Genomic DNA, 19,975 nt, shown 5'->3' with positions numbered 1-19,975 from the left:
TTGGCGGTGATCGAGCCGGTAGCGATCATGCCGATCGTGGCGAGCGCGGCCAAGGTGAGCTTCACCCAGGCTGAGAGAAGGCTGGAGAGGCTGCCATTGAAAAGCCTGAAGTGGCTACAGGGTCAAGGGCCTAATGTCCCCTACAAGGGGTTGCCACCTACCGGGGAGGGAGGATCGATGCAGATTGGCGAGTTGGCACGGGCTACCGGTGTGAAGATCGAAACCATCCGCTATTACGAACGAGAACACTTGCTGCCCGTGCCGCAGCGTACAGATGGCAATTACCGTCTTTATTCGCTGCAGCATGTGGAGCAGTTGCGCTTCATCCGCTTCTGCCGCAGCCTTGACATGAGCCTGGAGGAGGTCCGCGTCCTGATCGGGGCGCGGGACGCACCAGCCGGAAGCTGCCGGACCGTGAACGCCTTGCTGGACGAGAAGATGGCCGAGGTTGATGCGCGGGTCGATGAACTGCGCCAGCTTCAGCATCAGTTGCGGAATCTCAGAGGTCTTTGTCCGCAATCTGATGAGGTGAAAACCTGTGGCATTCTCGTGGAGTTGACCCGTTCGGCCCGTAGCAACAAGGCCCAGATCTGATCGTTTCCGCCCTGGCTCAAACTCTGAGCCGCTCAACCTTGGGTTTGCGAAGCAGGCGAAGACCATTGGCGATCACGATCAGACTGGTGCCCATGTCAGCAAAAACCGCCATCCACATCGTGGCATTGCCGGCCACGGTGAGAACCAGGAAGAGGGCCTTGATTCCCAGCGCCAGCACAATGTTCTGACGCAGGATGGTGAATGTGCGGCGAGAGAGGGCGATCGTTTCCGGTACGCGCATCAGGTCGTCGTTCATGATCACCACATCAGCCGCTTCGATGGCGATGTGGGTGCCCGCGGCCCCCATCGCGAAGCCGATGTCCGCCTGGGCCAGAGCCGGCGCATCATTGATGCCATCGCCGGCCATGGCCGCGAATCCGTAATGGGCCTGCAGATCGGCCACTGCCTTGAGCTTGTCCTGCGGTAGCAGGTTGCTTTTCACCTCCTCGATGCCGGCCACGGCCGCTATCGCGCCGGCGGTGGCTGCGTTGTCGCCCGTGAGCATCACCGGAGTGACACCCAGGCTGCGCAGGGCCTTCATGGCAGCTGCTGAGCTGGGCCGAACGGTGTCAGCGACGGCGATCAGAGCGAGTACGCCGGTTTCATCGGCCAACAAACTGAGCGATCTACCCTGGCGTTCGTGCACCTGCATCGAGGCTTCCAGTTCGCTGGAGCAGAGCCCCAGCTCCTCGATCCAGCGGTGATTGGCCAGCATCAGCGGCCGCCCGGCGATCATGCCGCGCACCCCCCGCCCGGGTAGGGCCTCGAAGGCCTCCACGTTCAGACGTTCACCCTCCAGGCTTGTGGCAATCGCTCTCGACACTGGATGGTCGGAGCGATCGGCCAGGCTGCTGGCCAGCTGTTGAAGCGCGCCGGCGTCGGCATCCGCCTGATGAGAGGAGAAGGCCACCAGCTTGGGTTGGCCCAGGGTGATCGTGCCGGTCTTGTCGAGAGCCAGCACCTTGATCTTGCGGGCCTCCTCGATGTACAGGCCTCCCTTGATGATGATGCCGCGACGGGCGGCGGCGGCCAGTCCACTCACCACGGTGACTGGGGTGGCAATCACCAGCGCACAGGGACAGGCGATCACCAGCAGCACCAGGGCCTTGTAGATCGCCTGGGGTGGCGTGAATCCGAGCAAAGCTGGCGTCAGCAGGGCAACAGCCAGGGCGAAGACGAAGACGGCCGGGGTGTAGCGCGCCGCGAAGCGATCCACGAAGCGTTGGATCGGAGCACGGGAAGCCTGGGCTTCCTCCACGGCCTTGATGATCTGCGCCAGCGTGCTTTGGGAGGCGGGCGCCGTCACCCGGATCTCGAGGGCGCCGCTCTGGTTGATCGTGCCGGCAAAAACCTCATCGCCGCTGACCTTGTCAACCGGCAGGCTTTCGCCGGTGATCGGAGCCTGGTTCACCGCACTCTCGCCGCTGAGCACCGTGCCATCGAGCGGCAGACGTTCGCCCGGGCGGACACGGACCACGTCTCCGATGGCCACAGCAGTGGCTGACACGCGTTGCCAGCGACCATCGGGTTTCTGGATCTCCGCCTGATCAGGGGCCATCGCCATCAGGCTGGTGATCGCCTGGCGAGCCCGCTCCACCGCCCGCGCTTCAATCGCCTCGGCGACGGCGTAGAGCGCCATCACCATGGCAGCTTCCGGGAAACGGCCGATCAGGAAAGCGCCCGTGACCGCCACGCTCATCAGTGCATTGATGTTGAGCCGGCCCTGGCGCAGGGCGGCCAGGCCCTTGCGAAACACGGAGAAGCCCGCCAGGGCGATTGCGGCAATCGCCATCCCGCCTTCCAGCAGTTCATGACCCGGGAATGCGGGAATGACCAGATGCAGCAGCTCTGCCGTAATCGCCAGCAGCAAGGAACTTCCCAGGCGGAGCTGTTCACGGCGCCGTTCGGCGCGGGTCTGGGCGGCGGACGGCCGGTGATCGGCGCTGATCGGCTCCGGGTTGAACCCCAGCACGCGGATCGCGGCGAGCGCGGAGCTGAGCGCGGCTGTTTCGGCATCGATCGCCAGAACCCGCTCGGCCAGCAGGAACCTCAGGCCTCGGATGCCGTCGAGTCCTGAGAGGGCATGGCGAATCTCGGTTTCTTCGGTGGCGCAATCCATCGCGCTGATCCGAAACAAGCGTTCGGTAGCGGCGGCCGGCTGCGGGGCTGGGATGGCTTCGGCCGTCTGCCCGCTGGTTCCGCTGCTGCAGCAAGGATCCGCCATGGTGATGTCATCCAGACCTCATCAAACAGCCTGTAGTCACTTCAGGGTCAAGGGTCTGGGGGCACTCCTGATCTCGCAGCGGTTGCATTAGCCCTTCCCTGCAAGCCTGAAACCAGGCTTGCAGCCCTACAGTTGTGCCTTTGGCTACACAACTGATGGCCTGGCGCCGGGTCCAGGAGCAGTGCATACGCGGCCGGGCCTTCCAGCCGCGCTTTAAGACCCACGATGTGATGGCGTCCTGGTTAGGCGGCCTGCTGGCCATCTCAGCTCTGTGCTTGATCAGCTCCTGGAGCCACTACGCCCTTGTGGTCGCACCCTTCGGGGCTTCCACCGTGCTGTTGTTCGGCCATCCCAGCAGCCCCCTGGCCCAGCCGCGCAACATCGTGTTAGGCAACACCATGGCGGCGGCAGTCAGTGTGGTGTGTGTGGCAACCCTGGGCAGTACCACTTGGGCGATGGGGCTGGCGGTTGGGCTCACCATTGCCCTTGGACAGCTGCTGCGCTGACTGCATCCGCCTGCCGGTGCTGTGGCCTTGCTGTGCGTTCTGCTCAAAGCCCAGCCCGGATTTGTGGTGATGCCGATGCTGACGGGTTCCCTGCTGTTGACGTTGATGGCGTTGCTGTTCAGCCGTCTGAGGCTCCTTGATGAGCCTTATCCCCACCACTGGTTTTGACCAGGTGGCTCAGGTGGTGCAGATCGCAGGGTGCGACTGGCTACGGCTCCGACTCAGGCGCCAGGACCGCAAGGGCCCACGACGCGGTGGCCTTACCTGGTGGCAGGCCACCCATGCATTGTCCTCAGCGCGCAGCGCGTCACGTTTGTTGAAATCGAGTGCGCTGTAAAGCAAGTTGATCACCCGATCGATGCTGAGATCGAGTGCAGCCACCTCCTGCCAGAGCCGCTCGGCTGCTGTCTGATTGGCACGAACGAACTGGGCATCGACCAGTTGCTGAACCACCAAGATCACAAGAGCCTGTTCCTTGTTGGCAACGCACGTAGTTGACCCCATTGGTGTTCAGTGTGAACATATTGATTACCCTAACCCTGTTCGACAGGGTGGCCTGGAGCTACGGCTGGCCAGGCACGGAACAGGCTCAGAAAATTGATCAAAAGCCACTGGAGGAGGCCCTAACCCATGCCCACCATCCATTGCACGACTGTTTGAAGAACTCAGGATCGACTACTGCTGTGGTGGTCAGCTCACGCTGGCGGAGGTCTGTTCCTGGAGGCCGGGGAGGATTCCTCCAGCTTCCACTGCGGATCCGTGGCGGCGCCGATCCAGCAGATGGAGCTGGAGCACAGCGAGGTTGGAGCGGTGCTAAGCCGCCAGCGGGGCTGGTGTCCGGAGGTGAGATGAGCAACCGGCGGCGAGCCGCGGCGCGGCTTGGGTGGAGGGACACCTGGTGGTGGGGGTGCTGCCCGATGAAGGGAGCGGTGGCCACAGGCAGAACACAGCAGACCTGGATCTGGCCCTGTTCACCGGCATGGGTAAGGCCCGCAACGTGATCAATGTGCTGAGCGCTGATGTGGTGGTGGTCTGCGGCGGTGGTGGCCGCTGATTCTGCTGGCGGTGCCGGCCCTCTGGAACGACTTCTTCTGCTCGCTAGCCGCCGAGGTGGAGAGCGAGAGCAACGTGCAGGAGTGCTGTCGGTTGATCGAGGCCAGACTGCGAAAAGCATGAGCCGACCATCGTCCCGTGTCCCACTGACCCCGCAGGAGGGTTGGCTGAGCGACGGCCGCTAGGTTCTGTGCTTCCGCCCAACCCGCTGGGAGCGCACCTACCAACGCCTGGAGATCACCAGCGGTGAGCTGCTCCCCGGTGAGCGGGTGCCACTGCTCAAGAACCGACGGGAGATCAGCCGCCAGGAGGCCCTCAAGCTGTGGGCCTCTAAACGCGAGGAGGGCTGGAGCCCCTGCAGTCCTCAGTGGTGATCACCACCACCGCCCAAACCGATCGCCTCGCACCAAGGCCAACTCCACCTTGAGCTTGATGAGCACTTCGATTCGATCGAGGAGGCCTGGGCCTTCGCCACCAACTGGTGGCAGCAGCGAAAGCCCACCGGCGATCCGGCTGCTCAAGTTGGCCTTGGCCTGGAGGTGAGCACCGAGAGCGGCAGCTGGCGCACCCTTCGCCCCCCGAAGGGCTGAAGCCTGCAAAGGTGAGGCCACAAGCCACTTCTGCCCTGGCACGCCAGTCCCCGTCAGATCAGACCCAAGCCAGCCCGCAACCCACCGAGGTGCTGGCGGGATCGATCGAGCGCGTCACGTTCCACAACGCCGAGAACGGCTTCTGCGTGCTGCGCATCAAGGCCCGCGGTCATCGAGACCTGGTGACGGTGGTGGGTCATGCCGCCGAGAATCAGTGCTGGCGAATGGGTGACGGTGAGCGGCACCTGGGTGAACAGCCGGGAGCACGGCCAGCAGTTCAAGGCCTCCTTCCTTCGTGCTTCGGCCCCCACCACCGCCGAGGGCATCGAGAAGTACCTCGGCTCGGAATGATCCGGGCATCGGCCCGATCTACGCCAGCAAGCTCGTGGCGGCGTTCGGCGATCAGGTGTTCGAGGTGATCGAGCAGGCGCCCGAGCGCCTACGAGAGGTGCCGGGCATCGGCCCGGTGCGGGGCCAGCGGATCAGCCAGGCCTGGGCCGATCAGAAGGTGGTGCGCGAAATCATGGTCTTCCTGCACAGCCATGGTGTCGGCACCGCCAGGGCCGTGCGCATCTTCAAGACGTATGGGAACGACGCCGTGCAGGTGATGGCCGAGAACCCCTACCGCCTGGCGCGCGACATCCGCGGCATCGGCTTCCGCACCGCTGATGCGATCGCCGCAAGGCTGGGCATTGAGCCCACCGCCATGATCCGCCTGCGGGCCGGCGTCAATTACGCCCTGCTGGAGGCGAGTGGTGATGGCCACTGCGGCCTGCCCAGCGCTGAGCTGCTCAAGCTGGCTGGAGAACTGCTCAGCGTCGAGCGGCCCAGTGGGCCGGTTGAGGAGAGCGGCGCCACCTCTCGGGTGCCGATGGAGCCAGGGTTGATCCAGAGCGCCCTGGATCTGGAACTCGCCGAGGGCTCGGTGGTGGCCGACACCCTGGCTGGTGAACCCGCCATCTTGCTGGCGCATCTGCACCGCGATGAGCGCCGCATCGCCGAAGCCCTCCAGGCCCTGAACCTCAGTGCTCCGCCCTGGGGAAGCATCGAGGCCGCCATTGCCATCCCCTGGGTGGAGCAACGCCTGGGCCTGGAGCTCGCTGCCAGCCAGAAGGCAGCGGTGGAGCAGGCCCTCTCCAGCAAGGTGCTGGTGATCACCGGCGGGCCGGGGGTGGGCAAGACCACCTTGATCAACGCCATCCTGCGCATCCTGGCGGCCAAGCGGCTGCGAATTCTGCTCTGCGCCCCTACCGGCCGGGCCGCCAAGCGGATGGGCGAAACCACCGGGCTAGAGGCCAAAACCATCCACCGGTTGCTGGAGTTCGACCCGGCAGCCTTTGGCTTCAAGCGCAAGGCCGAGCTGCCGCTGGAGTGCGATCTGCTGGTGGTGGATGAGACCTCGATGGTGAATGTGCCGTTGATGGCCTCCCTGCTGGACGCCCTCCCACCAGAGGCGGCCTTGCTGCTGGTGGGTGATGTGGATCAGCTGCCCTCGGTGGGGCCCGGCCAGGTGCTCGCCGATCTGATCAACAGCGGCGCCCTGCCGGTGGCCCGGCTCACGGAGGTGTTCCGCCAGGCGGCCAGCAGCCGCATCATCACCACCGCCCACGCCATCAATGCCGGCACCATCCCCGATCTACGGCCACCGCCGGCTGAGACCACCACCGACTTCTATTTCCTACCTGCCGACTCGCCCGAGCAGGCGGTGGCCTTGATCCTCAAGGTGGTGGGCGAACGCATCCCGGCGCGCTTTGGCCTCGATCCGATCGCCCAGGTGCAGGTGCTGTGCCCGATGGCGCGCGGTGGTTGTGGCTCCCGCTCGCTCAACATCGAGCTGCAGCAATTGCTCAACCCCGACCCCACCGAGCAGGTGGAGCGCTTTGGCTGGCGCTTTGCGCCGGCCGACAAGGTGATGCAGGTGGCCAACGACTACGAGAAGGAGGTGTTCAACGGCGATGTGGGCACGGTGGAAACGATCGATGCCGATGCCAGCGAACTGACGGTGCGTTACCCCTCCGGGGAAGCCGGGGGCTTTGACGGCCGCGAGGTGACCTACGGCTGGGGCGAGCTCGACAACCTGGTGCCTGCCTACGCCTGCACGATCCACAAGAGCCAGGGCAGCGAATACCCCGCCGTGGTGATCCCCCTGCTCACCCAGCACTACGCGATGCTGCAGCGCAATCTGGTGTACACCGGCATCACCCGTGGCAAGCAGCTGGTGGTGCTGGTGGGGCAGAAGAAAGCACTGGCGATGGCGGTGAAGAACCACCTAAGCCGCCGGCGTTACACCAAGTTGGCGGAGTGGCTCGGCTGAGCAGTGGCAATGGAATCAATGTCGGATTCAGTTGTGCCCTGGTTTGCGCAGCTCAGCATCACTCCTTGACAGGAGGCAATCGACTCGCGCAGAACTCCAGCACATTGAAGCAGGTGTTCAGAAAGCCAGCCGCAACGGCCACGTCCACCGCCACGCCTTTGTACAAATTCGCTCGTATCAGCCTGCAGTCGACCAGACCCTCGTCCACGTACCAGCCGCCTTGGTGCTCGATTCGCCCATCGGGCAGGAAGCTGTTGGGTACGTAACTACGGAACTCCTCCAGCCAGAGGGTGGTGGGCAGGTTCGTGGCCATCTCACAGATCTGCGACAGCAGCGGATTACCAACCAGTGGCGGCAGACCCGATAGGGCGGGCAGCGCCCTGTGGACGCTCGAGGCCACGCGTAACAGGCAAGTCAGGGCTGCATCAGCTTGCCTGAGCGGTTCATCCGGCCGAGCCAGCACTGCCTGGATCCGCTGCCAGGTCCGTACCGCCCCATCGAGCGCAAGATCGCCCCGCAGCTGACACAGCCGCTCCTGGTTCGCCGGACTGTCGAACCGCCCGGGGAGTTGCAGCGTTTCCTCGGGATTCTCAGGCCAGGGGAGCGCCAGCAGCCAGGCGATCGGCTCGAGCTTCTGGTAAATCCAGTCGTTGGCTTCCTGATGGGTCTCAGCCTTACGTTCGTCGAAGTCCTGCAGCGGCCGGGTGAGCTCGTCGAGCCGGTGATCCGGGTCCGAGTCCGGCCCGGGTGCCAGCTCGAAGATCAGGTTGCGCAGCAGAAAGGTGTTGGGTTCACCGCCACCGAACTTCTGGTACTTGTAATTCAGGTACTGATAAGTGAGGTTGCGGGTGCGCTTTAGGTAGCCGTTGAAGGCCGGTAGCACCTGCGCCGTGCGCCGCCGCGTCCAGAGCAGGGCGGCGCACGCCAGCAGCGGCACGCTCACGCCAGCGGCGCCCTGGGCTCCGGCAGGATTCGGCACCAGACCCAGCTGGCGCAGCGGCAGCGCCAGGGCAGGGCTGCGGCGTATCCAGCCCAGCAATGGTTGCCGCAGGATGGGCAGCTTGCGCACGATCCAGACAGCCACGGCCGGCGGCAGAGCCAACAGTGTCAGCAGCGGCAGCAGGGCGCCGCCTACACCACTGAGCAAAGCCCAGGTCCAGCGGCGGGCGGCGAGCAGCCCACCGCGGCGGCGATGAGACTCATTCGCTTTCGGGGCTTCCTGCGGTGGTTTCTGGCTGGCCGGATCCAGCGCCTTGTTCGCCGGCTGAATGTTGTCCACATCAGTGGCCAGAACGTAGATCCGGCCACGCTTGTCATGGGGTGTGCGGGCCCGTTCGGCGTCACCCAGATGGGGCTCGATCCCCAGCAGGATTGCCTCCTCCAGCCGCAGCGACTGGATCGTGATCTCCACGCTGGCCAGTCCGAGGTTGTCGTACAGGCCCCCGTCCATCAGCGCTACCGCATCGGCACCGCCGCACAGGCGCCTGGTCACCGCCCGGATCTCCCCGTCTTCCTCTGGGAGGCGTAGGAAATCGTCAGGGAAGATGAGCGGCTCGAAGCCACCGGGAAAGCAGAAGGATGCCGCCACGCAATCGGCGATCCGCAGGCCGGCGGCCACGATCTGGGCTGGATCCTCCACCTTGGCGACGGTCGGAATGCGGAAGCGATTCACCACATAGGCAGAACCGTTGCGGGGGTGCCGCATCACCCCGAAGCGGAACAGATCCAGCGAGGTGAGATCGGCTGCATTGAAGTACACGTGATCGGGCGCACAGTCGCTATGTACCAGCAGGGCGTGGATCGCCTCGTGGCCCAACGTTTCAGGACAGCCTTGTTCTTTCAGCAGGGCCTGAACCTCCTCGGCGGCGCTGCGAATCAGCTTCTGGCCTGGGCCCAGCGGGATCGGCAGCAGGTCAGCCACAAGGCGGTCCCCCAGGCGCCCGTCATGGAGGAAGGCGAGGAAGGGAAGGAGGAACCTTTGCTGGAACCCATCGTCTCGCCAGGCCTCCAGGGTCCGCTGCGGGTCTTCGACATCGTGCAGGAACCCGGCCTTGGCGCAAAGGTAGAAGCCCCCCACCAGCGATCCGCCTGACACGGTGGAAAGCACCGCCACCCGCTCCATGAGCCCCAGCTCCTGCAGCAGGGCAATCGTGCCGAGCCCGAAGGCGGCGGCCCGGTGACCGCCGCCTGAGATCGATAGGGCCAGCTTGGTGGGGCTCTCCAGGGGCATTGCTCCGGAACCAGTTGGCCTCAGCCTGGCATCGATCCGCCGCCCCTCAGCAGTAGATCAATTGTCCCCTTCTTTCTCCGATAGGAGGGCCTGGAACTCTGGGTCGAGCTGCCGTTCCTCCTTGCCGGCGGCCTGGCGCCAGTTCCGGTTGGGGCGGGGCGTCATGAAGCAGGGCAGGTCGATCTTTCTATGAATCAAAGCCCTCGACCAACTCATCGCGAGCCCTAGAGCTGCAACTGGCCCTAGCCCTTGGCATCTGCGGAGCAGTAGGGCGACCGACAGGAGTCGCCTTTGTCATTGGTGCCGTTCAGCCTTGTTTCAGCAGCGCCTCGACGCTGGCTACTTTGTCTTCCAGTGTCTGGTCTCTATCGGTACGGGTGTTGATCGCCACGCTGGTGTAAACCCGCAAGCAACCCATGGCGTGTACCACCTGATGACAGGCCTCGATTGCCATGAACACCGGGCCCCATTCCCCCTCGATTGCGGTGCCGTTGGGGTGGAGCTGGATCTTGAGGCCTGCGTGCATCAGCGCGCGTTCGCAGGCGGCGATGTAGGGCGCCAAGTTCACCCCTACCCCGATGGGCACGATGCAGAGATCGACGATCACCTTCATGGTCTGCTCGGCGCAGCTTCCGTCCTCATCCTGTTCCAGCCGACACGACAAAGCCCGGCGACAAGGACACCGGGCTCTGAAGATCTGAGTTTGTTGTGGGCTGAGCTGCTGACGCTGGCGCCTGGGGCCAGTTGACAAGTGGGACCTCCCTTTGGGTCCGGGGCACCTGAGGCGAGGCCTTTAACGGTGCAGTGGACGGCGACAACGTCACACGCCTGGGAAGTCAGTAATCCGTCGAGAATGTTGGAGCAGGGACCGGATCGTCAGCGCGCTCCTGGCACCTGACCCGGGGGAGTGTCATCCATCGTTGGGCCTCCGAAAACGATAAGTGAACAATCGGACGGATGGCTGTTGGAGGCAATAGGAGTTTATGCCTGAGAGCGGGTCGTGGCGAAGCGATCGAAGGCCCGGCCGCAGGGCTGAATCCTGCTGGCGCTGTCAAAATCAGTGACACATCGATTCTTTCGTCACCATGCCGCGCCAGCGCTACCGGCAGAACCCACTGCCGCTCGGACATGATGCTCCGCCAGTCGAGCTGTTCGGACCGGAGCAGCCCAACCCATCCGGGCTCCAGATAGCGGAACAGGGCCAGCTGGAAGTTGTGCCGCTGGGCCCGCTGTTCGAGGGGGGTGGCGTGGGAAAGGGCAGCAAGGCGGCCTGATCAGAGGAACGCAACCGCTGGTTGCCCTTTATCTGCGGTTCTGTAGCGGCAGCAGGTGCCACATGGCTCTCGGCGGCCTCACGCCTAAGTGTGTAGTCCCACCACGTTGTTCAGCTGACAAGGGGGTGTGAGGTCGCCAGGGTCGGAGTGTCACCACCGTCCCAAGACCTCACACACCATGCATAGCCACCCTCTGGCCCGACTGACACCCATCAGTCGGGAACGGCTCATCCGCCGGCATCTCGATGAAGGCGTGCCACTCAAAGCCCTTGCAGCACAAGCCGGGATCAGCCTGCGTACGGCCTACAAGTGGCTCTCCAGGTTTCGAGCAGGCGGCGTAGCGGCACTGGCGGATCGACGGAGTGTTCGCCGCAGCCAGCGGCGGACGCTCGATCCGCAGCAACTCCAGCAGGCTGTAGACCTGCGGCACCAGCGCTGCACGCTCCGCCGCATCGCCAGGGCTCTCTGTGCGCCCCTCTCCACCGTTGGTCGGCTCATGAAGGGCCTGGGCCTGGGACGCCTGAAGAACCTTGACCCCAAACGTCTTGTTCGTCGCTACCAGTGGGAGCGCCCCGGGGACATGATCCATGTCGACATCAAACAGCTGGCCAGGTTTGAGCGGGTCGGCCACCGCATCACCGGCGACCGTCGTCAAGGCTCCTCCCGAGGTGCCGGCTACGAGAAGGTACATGTCGCGATCGACGACGCCACCCGCCTGGCTTACGTCGAGGTGCTCGCAGACGAGCAGAAGGCGACAACCGTTGGCTTCCTGGCCCGTGCCGTCGGATGGTTTTCTGAACAGGGGATCACCTGTCGCCGGATCCTCTCGGACAACGGCCCCTCCTATCGCTCGGATGACTGGCGAAAAGCCTGTCGGGCTCTGGATCTGAAACCCATCCGCACCAAGCCCTACACCCCGCAGACCAACGGCAAGGCCGAACGGTTCATCAAAACCATCTTGTCGGAATGGGCCTATGTGATCGCCTACCAAACATCGGATGAACGCAACCGCTGGCTACCCCGCTATCTGGGGATCTATAACGGCAGCAGGTGCCACATGGCTCTCGGTGGCCTCACTCCTCAGCAATGCCTCCAGCGGCTGCTGATCGCTGAATGACCTGGTGAGAAAGCACACTTAGGCCCTTGCTTTTCACTTCCACGAAAATCTGACAAACGGATATATCCGGCCCGATATTTTGCATTGTGCTTGTTCTGAAGAGCAAATGTGCAGATCGGAACAGTCGCCCCCTCGAATCCAGAGTATTCCAGTTGCACTAGCGTCGTAATGGTTGCTTGAGAAATTAGTCTCTTGCGAAGCCCCTCATAGGACGAGATGAACATCCAAACGAATGGCGACATGAAACCGAGGAAACCGTCAGGAAACACTAGTGATAGACAGCGAACTATGAATGCGGCGAAAAGATCAGATTTGTAGTCTTCAACTTGCGTCTCAAGAAAACGTTTCACGCTGGAATTCATCCCTTTCGAACCCATATACGGCGGATTGGCCACGACGACGTGATACCGCTGGGTGAGCGCCTCGGCTTGTGCGAGCACGCGCAGGACTTTGAGGTGCGTCTCGCGCAGGAAGAGCTGGCCGCCGAGGTCCTTTGCTTCGATGGCATCGCGCACAAAGGCCAGGCTTCGTTCATCCATGCAAGGCTGAATCAGCGAGCCGAAGTTTTTCGCCTCTTCAAATTTCCGGAGCAACTTGAACAGGTTTTGATCGAACAGTTCTCCGAGACCCAGGGCCTCGATGTAGTCATTCAGCTCGTCCCCTTCAAACTGCACGTTCTGCAGCTCGATGATCTGCGGCCGTACCAGCTGCTCGCTCTGGAAGAAGCGCCGCGACGATTCCCGCGCCTTGAACACAAGCGCCAGCTCGGCGAGCTGGGCGGCACGGGGGCAGATCTCTAGCCCGTAGAGGTTGTGCCGCAGGATCAGGGCCGGAATCTCGCTGGGGGCGTAGCCCTCCTCCGCGTAGATGAGACTGAGCAGGTCGAAGGCGTAGGTGAGCATGTGCCCGCTGCCGACGGCGGGATCGAGCAGGCGGATTTCCTCGGGCTTGGTGATTTTGAGGAAGTCGGTCTCGGGTTCGCCCTCGATGTAGTAGGGCATGTGCTCGCGCAGCTTCGAGGCTGGACGGTTCAGCAACCACAGCCGCCCCAGAGAGTTCTCCACCAGGTAGCGCACGATCCAGTGCGGGGTGAACAGCTGGGTGACGGCGGGGATGTCTTCTGTAGGCACCGCCTTCTTGCGGGCCATCACCTCTTTTTTTTTCTCGGCGATATAGAACTGATACAGCCAGCCCAATATCTCCACGTCGTCGCAGTCGGCATCATGGATCGAGCGGCGGAAGCCCGCCGCGATGGAGCCATCGGTGAGCAGGTCATCGGGCAGCAGCAGCTCGGTGGCGTCATCGAGCCCCTCGAACAGGTTTGGCAGCAGCTGGTGATAGAAGCGGCACACCGCCAGCACCAGCTCCCGGTACACCTCCCCCTGGGGGTCGGCGCCGGGGGTGGCCGTGGGGATCTGGCCATCGAGCAGCTGGTTCAGCCGTGCTTCCTGGCTGTGGCGCTGCAGCTCCGCCGGCAGCTGGCCGTTGCGCATCAGTTTCAGCAGCTCCGGCTGGGTGTCGGCATCCGTGGCCGGCATCAGCACCTTGGCGCCGAACGGATGCCAGCCCCTGGCATCGAGATAACGCAGCGCCGCCAAGCGGTTGAACCAGCTGTAGGCCACCCGCTCCAGCAGCTCCTGCCGGCTGATCTGCTCCTGCTGCCGCAGCTCAGCAATTTGCGTGGCGTAGGTGGTGAGCGTGTCGGGGGTGGTGCTGGTGAGCAACCGATCGAGCTTGCGGCCCACCGCCTCGATCAGCTGCCGCCGCATCGCCGGAGCGAAGGTTTTGAGGCTGGCGGTGTTGATGGGCATGGATCTGATCAACCCTCACAAGCAACGGCATGGGCATGAAGCCGCAAGCCCAGAGCCTTGGTCACCTTCAGCACGGTGGCGAAGCTTGGATTGCCATCGGCGCTGAGCGCCCGATAAAGGCTCTCCCGGCTGAGGCCCGTGTCTTTCGCCACCTGTGTCATCCCCTTGGCTCGGGCAATGTCCCCCAAGGCCCGTGCAAGACCGGCCACATCATCCGGTGCTTCCTCAAGCCAGGCATCCAGATAGGCCGCCATCTCATCTGGCGTTCTGAGATGCTCGGCCACGTCATAGGGCGTGAACCTGGTTGCCGATGGATTAGCAAGGGGTTGGGCTTGGTTCATCACGAGTGATCCTCAAATTCACGGTTTAAATCAAGAGCCTTGGCGATGTCTTTGGCCTGGGTCGCTTTACTGCCCCCGCCCAACAGCAGAAGCAGGTGATCGCCTCTTCGGGCGTAATACACCCGGTAGCCGGGTCCGACATCGATTTTCAGTTCAGACACTCCCTCCGTGAGATTGCGATAGTCGCCGGGGTTGCCATGGATCAAGCGATCCACTCGCATCAACACTCGAGCCCTGCCGGCTTGATCCCTGAGGCCGTCGATCCACGCTTGGTAGACCTCCGACTTGACGACCCTCATCAGCCAACTGTAGCTCCTGAGCTACAGGCCTGCACCGCTTGTTGAGCCGCTGAGGTTTCTGCGCTGCGTTCTGCTGCGTCGCCAGGCTGGGCGGGTGAGACCGTTTTCATAGTTCACCACCCGTTTGCCGATCTGCAGCCGGCGGCTGATGCGCCGTTTGCCGTTGTCGAAGGTGGTGCGCCAGGACACCTGGGTGGTGAGGCGTTCGTTGTAACGCCGCTGTGCGGCACCGAGCCGCCAGAGCCCCCAGCGGTTGCCTGGCCATCGGGATGCCGGAGAGCGCCCCCGGCGCCGCTTTGGCGTACACCCCCGTGACGATGCGTACGAGCCTGCCCTCGGCAATCAGCTGGTTGAGTGCCCGGCTGATCTGTGCTGCACTGCCGAAGCGCGCCAGATCCTGCCGAAGCACAACCTCTCCGCTTGGCTTGGGGCGCGCTGCGTTGCGGTGGTTTTGTGAGAGCGCTGGGGAGGGGCATGGGTTTACATAAAAGGTTTTAAGTTACGGGTCAGATCCAGTGGTGGCCGGGGTTCTTGGCCTCTTACAGGCTGATCCGGTGCCCCTGATCCAGCTCGGTTTGGGCCGCTGTGCGCAAGGCCTCCAGCCACTGCCCCAGCTCCTCGCGGTTGGTGAGCTGGCCCAGGGGGAAGTTCGGCCGCAAGCTCGATGCAGGCACCACCTTGATCAGGGCCACCGGGGCATCGGCCGGGGCGGCCATGGCCGCCACCCGTTGCAGCAACGCCGGCACATCCGCCTTCTGGAAACGATCGAGCCGCAGCTGCACCCGAGCGGGCTGCTCCGCCTTCACCAGCTCCTGCTTCACCCGATCGGTGCTGGCGAGCACCTGCTCCTGTTGCTCCGGTGCCAGGTTCTGGAAATCAGCACCGGCCCTGAGCTTGGTCTCCTGCTCAGCGATCTGGGCCAGGGCCTCTGAGCGGGTCAGCTGCAGCCGTTCTTCAAGCAGGGCCTCCAGCGTCGCCACAGCTCCATTGGCCTCCGGCAGCAGCGGGCCGTGATAAGGCGCCGGGCTGTCCATCACCCGCCCCAACACCGCCACCGGCTCAGGCGGGAGCTCCATCAGGTCGTCGCCGTGCCTGGCCAGGAAGGTACGCACCTTCTCGTACACCGTTCTCTGCTCGCCGTTCAGGAACGCCTTGATCGGCGTGAGCGTGTCTTCCAGCTGGTCGAGCAGCTCGGCGGTGAACTGGGCCTGCTGGTTGAGCAGGTAGGGGTCGTCTTTGCCGCTTAGCTCCCGCACCCTGGCGGCGATCGGCGCGACAGCGGCCACGAACGGATAGCGCTCCTGCTGGCTGGCGATCGCGTCGAGCTCGGCGGCCTCACGCGCCAGCGCCTCACGCATTGCTGTGGCGGTGGTGCGGGAATCAGTGCCGCTGCTCGCCACCCCGAAGAAGTCTTGGTGGAAACGCTTGAGCGTGTTGATCGCCGCAGGATCGATCTGCTCCTGCTTGCGCACCAGCACCAGCCCCTGGCGACGGCTGTTGGTGAGCGCATCGATCACTTCGTTGGGGCTCAGGATCTCCTTCTCGCGTAGCTCCACCTTGCCCAGGCGGAACAAGCGGCCCAGGAAGGTGAGCGTGGCCCAGGGGCTCCAGCCGTAGGGCCGGGCCTCGAACACCTCGATCAGATCGGCGGCGGAGGTGCGCTCCCCTTCCTTGTTCTGGCGACGCACCACCTCGGTGTACACCTCCTGCTCCGCTTCCGAGAGCTGCAGCACGCTGCCAGCAAGCAGGTCGTCCTGCTCCTGCACCACCTTCATCAAGGTGCCTTCGTTGTAGATCTGCTTCACCATCAGCAGCTTGGGGAAGGCCGAGCGGATCAGCTCCTGATAGGCCTTGGAAAAACGGTTCTGGGGATCGCCCTCACCCACCTCCAGCCGCCTGCCGTTCACCACCAGCGGGGCTCGGCGCAATCCCTCACCAGCCAGACGGGTGATCTCACTGCGGCGGGTGCTGTTCTGCCGCCCCCGCTGGGCCAGGATTTCCCTGAGCGCTTCGTCTTCACCGCCGGAGTTCTGCTTGATGTATTTATCGGTTTTCAGGTAGGTGCGGATCAGATCGGTGAGCCGGCCCTGGGCCGGCAGGATCACCATCAGATCAGCTCGACCCATGTTCTGGGCCACAAGGATCGCCTCATTGCCGAAGTTGGGGTGCTCCGGGGTGATCACGTTCACCGCTACATCATCAGGCTTTCCCTTCACCAGAGCATCATCGATCTTCTGGGCGTAGGAATAATCCTGGTTGTTGTCCTCGAAGCGGATCTTGTTGGTGCGCAGCACGTCGTTGAAGAGCGTGGCCTGCAGCGCTCCCATCACTTGGGAGTCTTCCACGGTGGTGGTCTTGATCTCCTGCTCCACATCCTTTTCCTTGTCGGTGAGGAACTCGTAGAGCTCACCGCTGCGTTGCAGGTAGCTCTGCACTTCCAGATTGCGCAGGGCCTCTTTCACCTGCTGCTCATGGGCGCGGATGTCGAGATCGGGCTGATCGATCAACAGGATCGCAATGTTGCGAGGTGAGGCCTTAAACGGGGACACCCACTTGAGCAAGAACAGGGCCTTGAGGATGCGCAGTTCAAACGGCGCCACCTGGCGTTCCGCCAGCACCATCGTCTGCTGCTTGTCTCCACGGATCACATCGCGGATGCCGTCGTAAAGCTGATCGAAGCTGGCGAGTTGGCCGATCGGCAGATCCATGATCGCCTTGGCCACCTCCTGGAACACCGAGAGCATCGAGCGTTCACCCACCGCCATGTTGCGGCCGCCGAACACGTTGTGGACCGCGAGGCTCTGCAGCGCCTGCTGGAACAGGTTCAGCTGATACGGGTGGAAGGGGTAGAGGCCACAGAAGGCCTGGCAATCGGCCCAGCCCTTGAGCTGCAGGGAGTTGTCGCCGAAGCGGAACAGGGTCTGGAGGTTGTCCTTCTCCGCCCCATAGATCTGGATCAGCTCATCTGGCTCCACCGGATCCTTTTCCAGCAGCCGCCGCTGAATCACCTCCTGTACATCGGCGCTGGCCAGGGTGAGCTTGGTGCGGAAGCGGCCCTGGATCTTGCTGAGATCATCGGCCTGGCGCACCTTCTCCTCGCCCAGGATTCCCTCCAGGTCGGCTTGGGAGGTCACGAATACGGAGGCACGGCCGTTGGTGGCTGTCGCCAGGCTTTCCACCACGGTCTGCAGGTTGAGCAGGCGGCTGCGGTCCTGACCGATGAACTGGCCCGCCTCGTCCACAAAGAAGTTGAGCCGGCAGCCGGGAAGCTGGCTGTCGAGGTACTCCTTGACGCGGTTAGCAAAGCCTTCGATCGAGAGGCGGTACTCGGCCTTGGCCTCACCGATCACCTTCATTGCCTCCTCGGAGCTGGTGGAGAACTGCTCGGCGTAGGCCCGAGCAAAAGAACTCTTGGTGACGGTGGCAACAGCCTCGCGGTCGTTCTCCCAGTTGCGGCCATTGAGGCGAAGATAGGTTTCTTTGAAATCACCGAACGCACCGCGCTTGTCGAGGTCGTGCTCGAAGCGAGCGATATAGCCCTGGTCGCCGTAATACCCCTGCAGTTCGTTCAGCACCTTCATGAACACTTCCAGGATCGGGGCGCTGTGCTCGCCGCCAATGCCGTCGTACTTCTGATCGATGTTGAACAGCACGCTGCGCGCCGGCGTGGTGATCGCCTTGCGCAGGTTGGCCTGGATGATTTCGTCTTCCACCTTCGGCAGCAGGATGTCAGCCGGCCGCTCGTTCTCTGGCCCAACGCGCCGCTCGCTGTCGAGCAGCAGCGAGAGGATCTTCAGCAGGTGCGATTTGCCGCAGCCGAAGAAACCAGAAATCCATACCCCATTGGCCGTGGGGTTGTCGAGGTAGCAGTCCACGAAGGATCCCAGACCCTTGAGCACATCGCGGGTGATCACATACTCATCGAGCTCCACCTTGAGGTTGCGCTCGTCGTCGGCCTTGATCACCCCATCGATCGGACGGTCAACCGGCTTGGCGAAGAGCTCGCGGATTGTGGCGGCAGTCATGAGATCGGGGTGTCGAAGTAGGCGAGATTGGTGGCGCGGTAGTGGGGGTTCTCGATCTTGGTGTTGGGCGTAGTGCCAAACAGTCGCAGGTAGGAACCACCGTCAGCATCCTGTGAATACTCACCGGGGAAGAAGATCACCACAGGGTGCCTCACCATCTCCGGTTGCAGGGCCTCGATGATGGTGTGGGTGCGCAGGAAGGGATAGATCCGCCCTGATCCCGTGATCAGGGTGAGTTGTGGATTCGCACCGATCACCTCCATCAGTTTCGGTACAAGTGCCTTTGTGGGATCCGAGGTGCTCTGCAGTGTTTCAAATACGTCACTTTTCGAATAAGTGGTCTCGTCCCGAAGAAGGTCCTCGAGAAATCCCTTCTCCTCAAGGATCTGGATCACCAGCTCCAACAGGTCCAGATGAATCACACGCAGTCCTTCCTGCTTGAGCCCCTGGAGCAGACCTTTCACGATCTGGCGCAGCTCGTCTTCTTCGGAGGGGTCGTAGGTCTGGATGAAGATTGGGATCTCCTTGGCCAACCCCTTCATCGCCAGGAAGCTGGGCTGAGACAGAACTTGCTTCAGTCGCTGATCCAGGCCGGTGGTGGTTTTGGTGCTCATCGCCTGGGCGCCAGCACGTTCGCCTTCGCCACAGCCCGTGACTGCCTGGGGGGTGCGACGAGGAAGCCCACCAGAAGAGCGGGGTCCTCCGCTGAGACCAGCCGTTGAACTTCAAGGGAGAGCAGGGGGCGTTGCACCGTTCCTAAAACACCTCCCTTGCCTGCTTTACCAACCAGCAATCCTGCTTCGCGGAACATGTGCAGGAGAGTGGAGCGGATCTTCTGCCGCGAGGACGAGGCCACCTCGGCCAGTTCCGGGTGGATGAGTTCTTGCAGCTCATAGAACGCCACCATGTCGGAGCGGCGCAGCACCGGATCCATCCCGGCCAGCTTCTCGGCCAGCACCTCCTGCACCACGTCAAAAGCCAGCTGAATCCGCTTCAGAGATGCCAGCCAGGCCATAGCTGTGCGGTCTTCGCCCGACCCAGTGGCCAGGAGCTCCAGCTGGGCTGGGGTGAGGGTCTGTAGCCGCTGTCGCAGTTCCGACTCCAGCCGTTTGGCACTGCTGGCGGATCTGGCCTGGAGGGCGTTGCTCGTCAGGACAGCCGTCTTGGTCTTCTGCCAGTCCGCCTGCTGCAGGTGAACCTGAGCAATTACGCACGCGAGTTCGGGCCTCAGGCTTGCGGCGGTGAAGCTCAGGCAGTACCGCATGGCTCCGACGGCAGTCTTCGCCAACGTCCCCACCCAACTTCTGCGCCTTGATCCTGGCACTGCCAGGGCAGCTATCCCATCCAACAAACCAAGCCCCCCATGCCTTTGAGCGCCCACGCAAGCTATGGGCGCTCAAAGGATTTTGGTCAGCGTTTCCTGCGAAATACCAGACCCCTGCAGCCAGCAGTCATCTTTAAGGCCTGCTGTTGATGCGGGACCTCTGTCTTGTGGGCCGCCTCCAGCTGGCAGACAGATTGGCCTGAAAGAACGTGGTCTTGCCCTAGGGGTAGCCGCGAAAAAGTGAAGCCTTCAGTGAAGGCGCTGTGCTTTGCA

At 63.1% G+C, this 19,975-nt stretch carries 17 protein-coding genes and 2 pseudogenes; 7 read left to right on the top strand and 12 right to left on the bottom strand.

The window, feature by feature from the left end:
* Window positions 1-6 precede the first annotated feature (6 nt).
* Window positions 7-594 carry a Cd(II)/Pb(II)-responsive transcriptional regulator gene (gene cadR / locus BM449_RS15520; protein WP_255448144.1) on the top strand — a complete coding sequence of 196 codons (588 nt, stop codon included), beginning with the start codon at window positions 7-9 and terminating at the stop codon, window positions 592-594.
* Window positions 595-610: 16 nt separating this feature from the next.
* Here cadR and BM449_RS00685 read toward each other — a convergent pair whose 3' ends face one another.
* Window positions 611-2,818: a cation-translocating P-type ATPase gene (locus BM449_RS00685; RefSeq protein WP_233830877.1), complete on the bottom strand. Its 2,208-nt coding sequence runs from the start codon at window positions 2,816-2,818 to the stop codon at window positions 611-613.
* A 155-nt stretch (window positions 2,819-2,973) separates the two neighbouring features.
* Between BM449_RS00685 and BM449_RS00680 the strand changes: the two are divergent.
* Window positions 2,974-3,492: pseudogene (locus BM449_RS00680) on the top strand (HPP family protein).
* Window positions 3,493-3,501: 9 nt separating this feature from the next.
* Here the strand turns inward: BM449_RS00680 and BM449_RS00675 are convergent.
* Window positions 3,502-3,777, bottom strand: coding sequence for a hypothetical protein (locus BM449_RS00675; protein WP_145537095.1), 276 nt, complete (start codon window positions 3,775-3,777; stop codon window positions 3,502-3,504).
* 418 nt (window positions 3,778-4,195) lie between these two features.
* On the opposite strand from BM449_RS00675, the pseudogene BM449_RS14800 reads away from it, so the two are divergent.
* Together BM449_RS14800 and BM449_RS15245 are read left to right on the top strand one after the other, a co-directional pair.
* Window positions 4,196-4,378 (top strand): annotated as a pseudogene (locus BM449_RS14800) (hypothetical protein); the annotation flags it as partial.
* A gap of 187 nt (window positions 4,379-4,565) precedes the next feature.
* Window positions 4,566-4,751 (top strand): DUF1651 domain-containing protein, encoded by a 186-nt coding sequence (locus BM449_RS15245; protein ID WP_255448143.1) that lies wholly within the window; start codon window positions 4,566-4,568, stop codon window positions 4,749-4,751.
* A gap of 269 nt (window positions 4,752-5,020) precedes the next feature.
* Here BM449_RS15245 and BM449_RS15240 read toward each other — a convergent pair whose 3' ends face one another.
* A complete protein-coding gene (locus BM449_RS15240; protein ID WP_233830874.1) occupies window positions 5,021-5,248 on the bottom strand; it encodes a hypothetical protein in 228 nt (75 codons plus the stop codon).
* Between the two features lie 14 nt (window positions 5,249-5,262).
* Here BM449_RS15240 and BM449_RS00655 point away from each other — a divergent pair, with 14 nt between their 5' ends.
* Complete coding sequence (locus tag BM449_RS00655) at window positions 5,263-7,281, top strand: ATP-dependent RecD-like DNA helicase (RefSeq protein WP_233830872.1); 2,019 nt, start codon at window positions 5,263-5,265, stop codon at window positions 7,279-7,281.
* 58 nt (window positions 7,282-7,339) lie between these two features.
* Here the strand turns inward: BM449_RS00655 and BM449_RS00650 are convergent, their stop codons facing one another.
* Together BM449_RS00650 and BM449_RS00645 are read right to left on the bottom strand one after the other, a co-directional pair.
* Window positions 7,340-9,511 (bottom strand): patatin-like phospholipase family protein, encoded by a 2,172-nt coding sequence (locus BM449_RS00650; protein ID WP_071799674.1) that lies wholly within the window; start codon window positions 9,509-9,511, stop codon window positions 7,340-7,342.
* A gap of 307 nt (window positions 9,512-9,818) precedes the next feature.
* Window positions 9,819-10,124 carry an MTH1187 family thiamine-binding protein gene (locus tag BM449_RS00645; RefSeq protein WP_071801801.1) on the bottom strand — a complete coding sequence of 102 codons (306 nt, stop codon included), beginning with the start codon at window positions 10,122-10,124 and terminating at the stop codon, window positions 9,819-9,821.
* Window positions 10,125-10,596: 472 nt separating this feature from the next.
* Between BM449_RS00645 and BM449_RS00640 the strand changes: the two genes are divergently transcribed.
* Together BM449_RS00640 and BM449_RS00635 are read left to right on the top strand one after the other, a co-directional pair.
* A complete protein-coding gene (locus BM449_RS00640; RefSeq protein ID WP_071799673.1) occupies window positions 10,597-10,785 on the top strand; it encodes a hypothetical protein in 189 nt (62 codons plus the stop codon).
* Window positions 10,786-10,963: 178 nt separating this feature from the next.
* Window positions 10,964-11,902 carry an IS481 family transposase gene (locus BM449_RS00635; RefSeq protein WP_071799672.1) on the top strand — a complete coding sequence of 313 codons (939 nt, stop codon included), beginning with the start codon at window positions 10,964-10,966 and terminating at the stop codon, window positions 11,900-11,902.
* Here the strand turns inward: BM449_RS00635 and pglX are convergent.
* The 7 genes from pglX to BM449_RS00600 form a co-directional block, all read right to left on the bottom strand.
* Complete coding sequence (gene pglX, locus BM449_RS00630; RefSeq protein ID WP_162922806.1) at window positions 11,866-13,671, bottom strand: BREX-1 system adenine-specific DNA-methyltransferase PglX; 1,806 nt, start codon at window positions 13,669-13,671, stop codon at window positions 11,866-11,868. The genes BM449_RS00635 and pglX overlap by 37 nt on opposite strands.
* A gap of 50 nt (window positions 13,672-13,721) precedes the next feature.
* Window positions 13,722-14,054, bottom strand: a complete 333-nt coding sequence (locus BM449_RS00625; protein WP_071799670.1) for an addiction module antidote protein — start codon at window positions 14,052-14,054, stop codon at window positions 13,722-13,724.
* Window positions 14,054-14,353 (bottom strand): type II toxin-antitoxin system RelE/ParE family toxin, encoded by a 300-nt coding sequence (locus BM449_RS00620; RefSeq protein ID WP_071799669.1) that lies wholly within the window; start codon window positions 14,351-14,353, stop codon window positions 14,054-14,056. Before BM449_RS00620 ends, BM449_RS00625 begins: the two co-directional genes overlap by 1 nt.
* A 21-nt stretch (window positions 14,354-14,374) precedes the next feature.
* The gene (locus tag BM449_RS15130) at window positions 14,375-14,542 is read right to left on the bottom strand and encodes a hypothetical protein (protein WP_186437671.1); all 168 of its coding nucleotides are present in this window, start codon (window positions 14,540-14,542) and stop codon (window positions 14,375-14,377) included.
* 350 nt (window positions 14,543-14,892) lie between these two features.
* On the bottom strand, window positions 14,893-18,378 hold the full coding sequence (gene brxC, locus BM449_RS00610) for a BREX system P-loop protein BrxC (RefSeq protein ID WP_071799667.1): 3,486 nt from the start codon (window positions 18,376-18,378) through the stop codon (window positions 14,893-14,895).
* Complete coding sequence (locus BM449_RS00605; protein ID WP_071799666.1) at window positions 18,375-18,992, bottom strand: DUF1788 domain-containing protein; 618 nt, start codon at window positions 18,990-18,992, stop codon at window positions 18,375-18,377. The genes brxC and BM449_RS00605 overlap by 4 nt, the downstream gene beginning before the upstream one ends.
* Window positions 18,989-19,642, bottom strand: a complete 654-nt coding sequence (locus BM449_RS00600) for a DUF1819 family protein (protein ID WP_071799665.1) — start codon at window positions 19,640-19,642, stop codon at window positions 18,989-18,991. The genes BM449_RS00605 and BM449_RS00600 overlap by 4 nt, the downstream gene beginning before the upstream one ends.
* Window positions 19,643-19,975: the final 333 nt, after the last annotated feature.

Source organism: Synechococcus sp. SynAce01 (assembly GCF_001885215.1).
GTDB classification, from domain to species: Bacteria; Cyanobacteriota; Cyanobacteriia; order PCC-6307; family Cyanobiaceae; genus Regnicoccus; species Regnicoccus frigidus.
Note: the sequence above shows the minus strand (reverse complement) of the source record. Positions and strands in the feature narration are given on the sequence as shown.

What these genes read in the sequence shown, in the direction of transcription:
- BM449_RS00685 (WP_233830877.1), bottom strand. Translation starts at nt 2,818, where the DNA reads ATGGCGGATCCTTGCTGCAGCAGCGGAACCAGCGGGCAGACGGCCGAA.
- BM449_RS00650 (WP_071799674.1), bottom strand. Translation starts at nt 9,511, where the DNA reads ATGCCCCTGGAGAGCCCCACCAAGCTGGCCCTATCGATCTCAGGCGGC.
- BM449_RS00645 (WP_071801801.1), bottom strand. Translation starts at nt 10,124, where the DNA reads ATGAAGGTGATCGTCGATCTCTGCATCGTGCCCATCGGGGTAGGGGTG.
- BM449_RS00640 (WP_071799673.1), top strand. Translation starts at nt 10,597, where the DNA reads ATGCCGCGCCAGCGCTACCGGCAGAACCCACTGCCGCTCGGACATGAT.
- BM449_RS00635 (WP_071799672.1), top strand. Translation starts at nt 10,964, where the DNA reads ATGCATAGCCACCCTCTGGCCCGACTGACACCCATCAGTCGGGAACGG.
- pglX (WP_162922806.1), bottom strand. Translation starts at nt 13,671, where the DNA reads ATGCGGCGGCAGCTGATCGAGGCGGTGGGCCGCAAGCTCGATCGGTTG.
- BM449_RS00625 (WP_071799670.1), bottom strand. Translation starts at nt 14,054, where the DNA reads ATGAACCAAGCCCAACCCCTTGCTAATCCATCGGCAACCAGGTTCACG.
- BM449_RS00620 (WP_071799669.1), bottom strand. Translation starts at nt 14,353, where the DNA reads ATGAGGGTCGTCAAGTCGGAGGTCTACCAAGCGTGGATCGACGGCCTC.
- brxC (WP_071799667.1), bottom strand. Translation starts at nt 18,378, where the DNA reads ATGACTGCCGCCACAATCCGCGAGCTCTTCGCCAAGCCGGTTGACCGT.
- BM449_RS00605 (WP_071799666.1), bottom strand. Translation starts at nt 18,992, where the DNA reads ATGAGCACCAAAACCACCACCGGCCTGGATCAGCGACTGAAGCAAGTT.
- BM449_RS00600 (WP_071799665.1), bottom strand. Translation starts at nt 19,642, where the DNA reads ATGCGGTACTGCCTGAGCTTCACCGCCGCAAGCCTGAGGCCCGAACTC.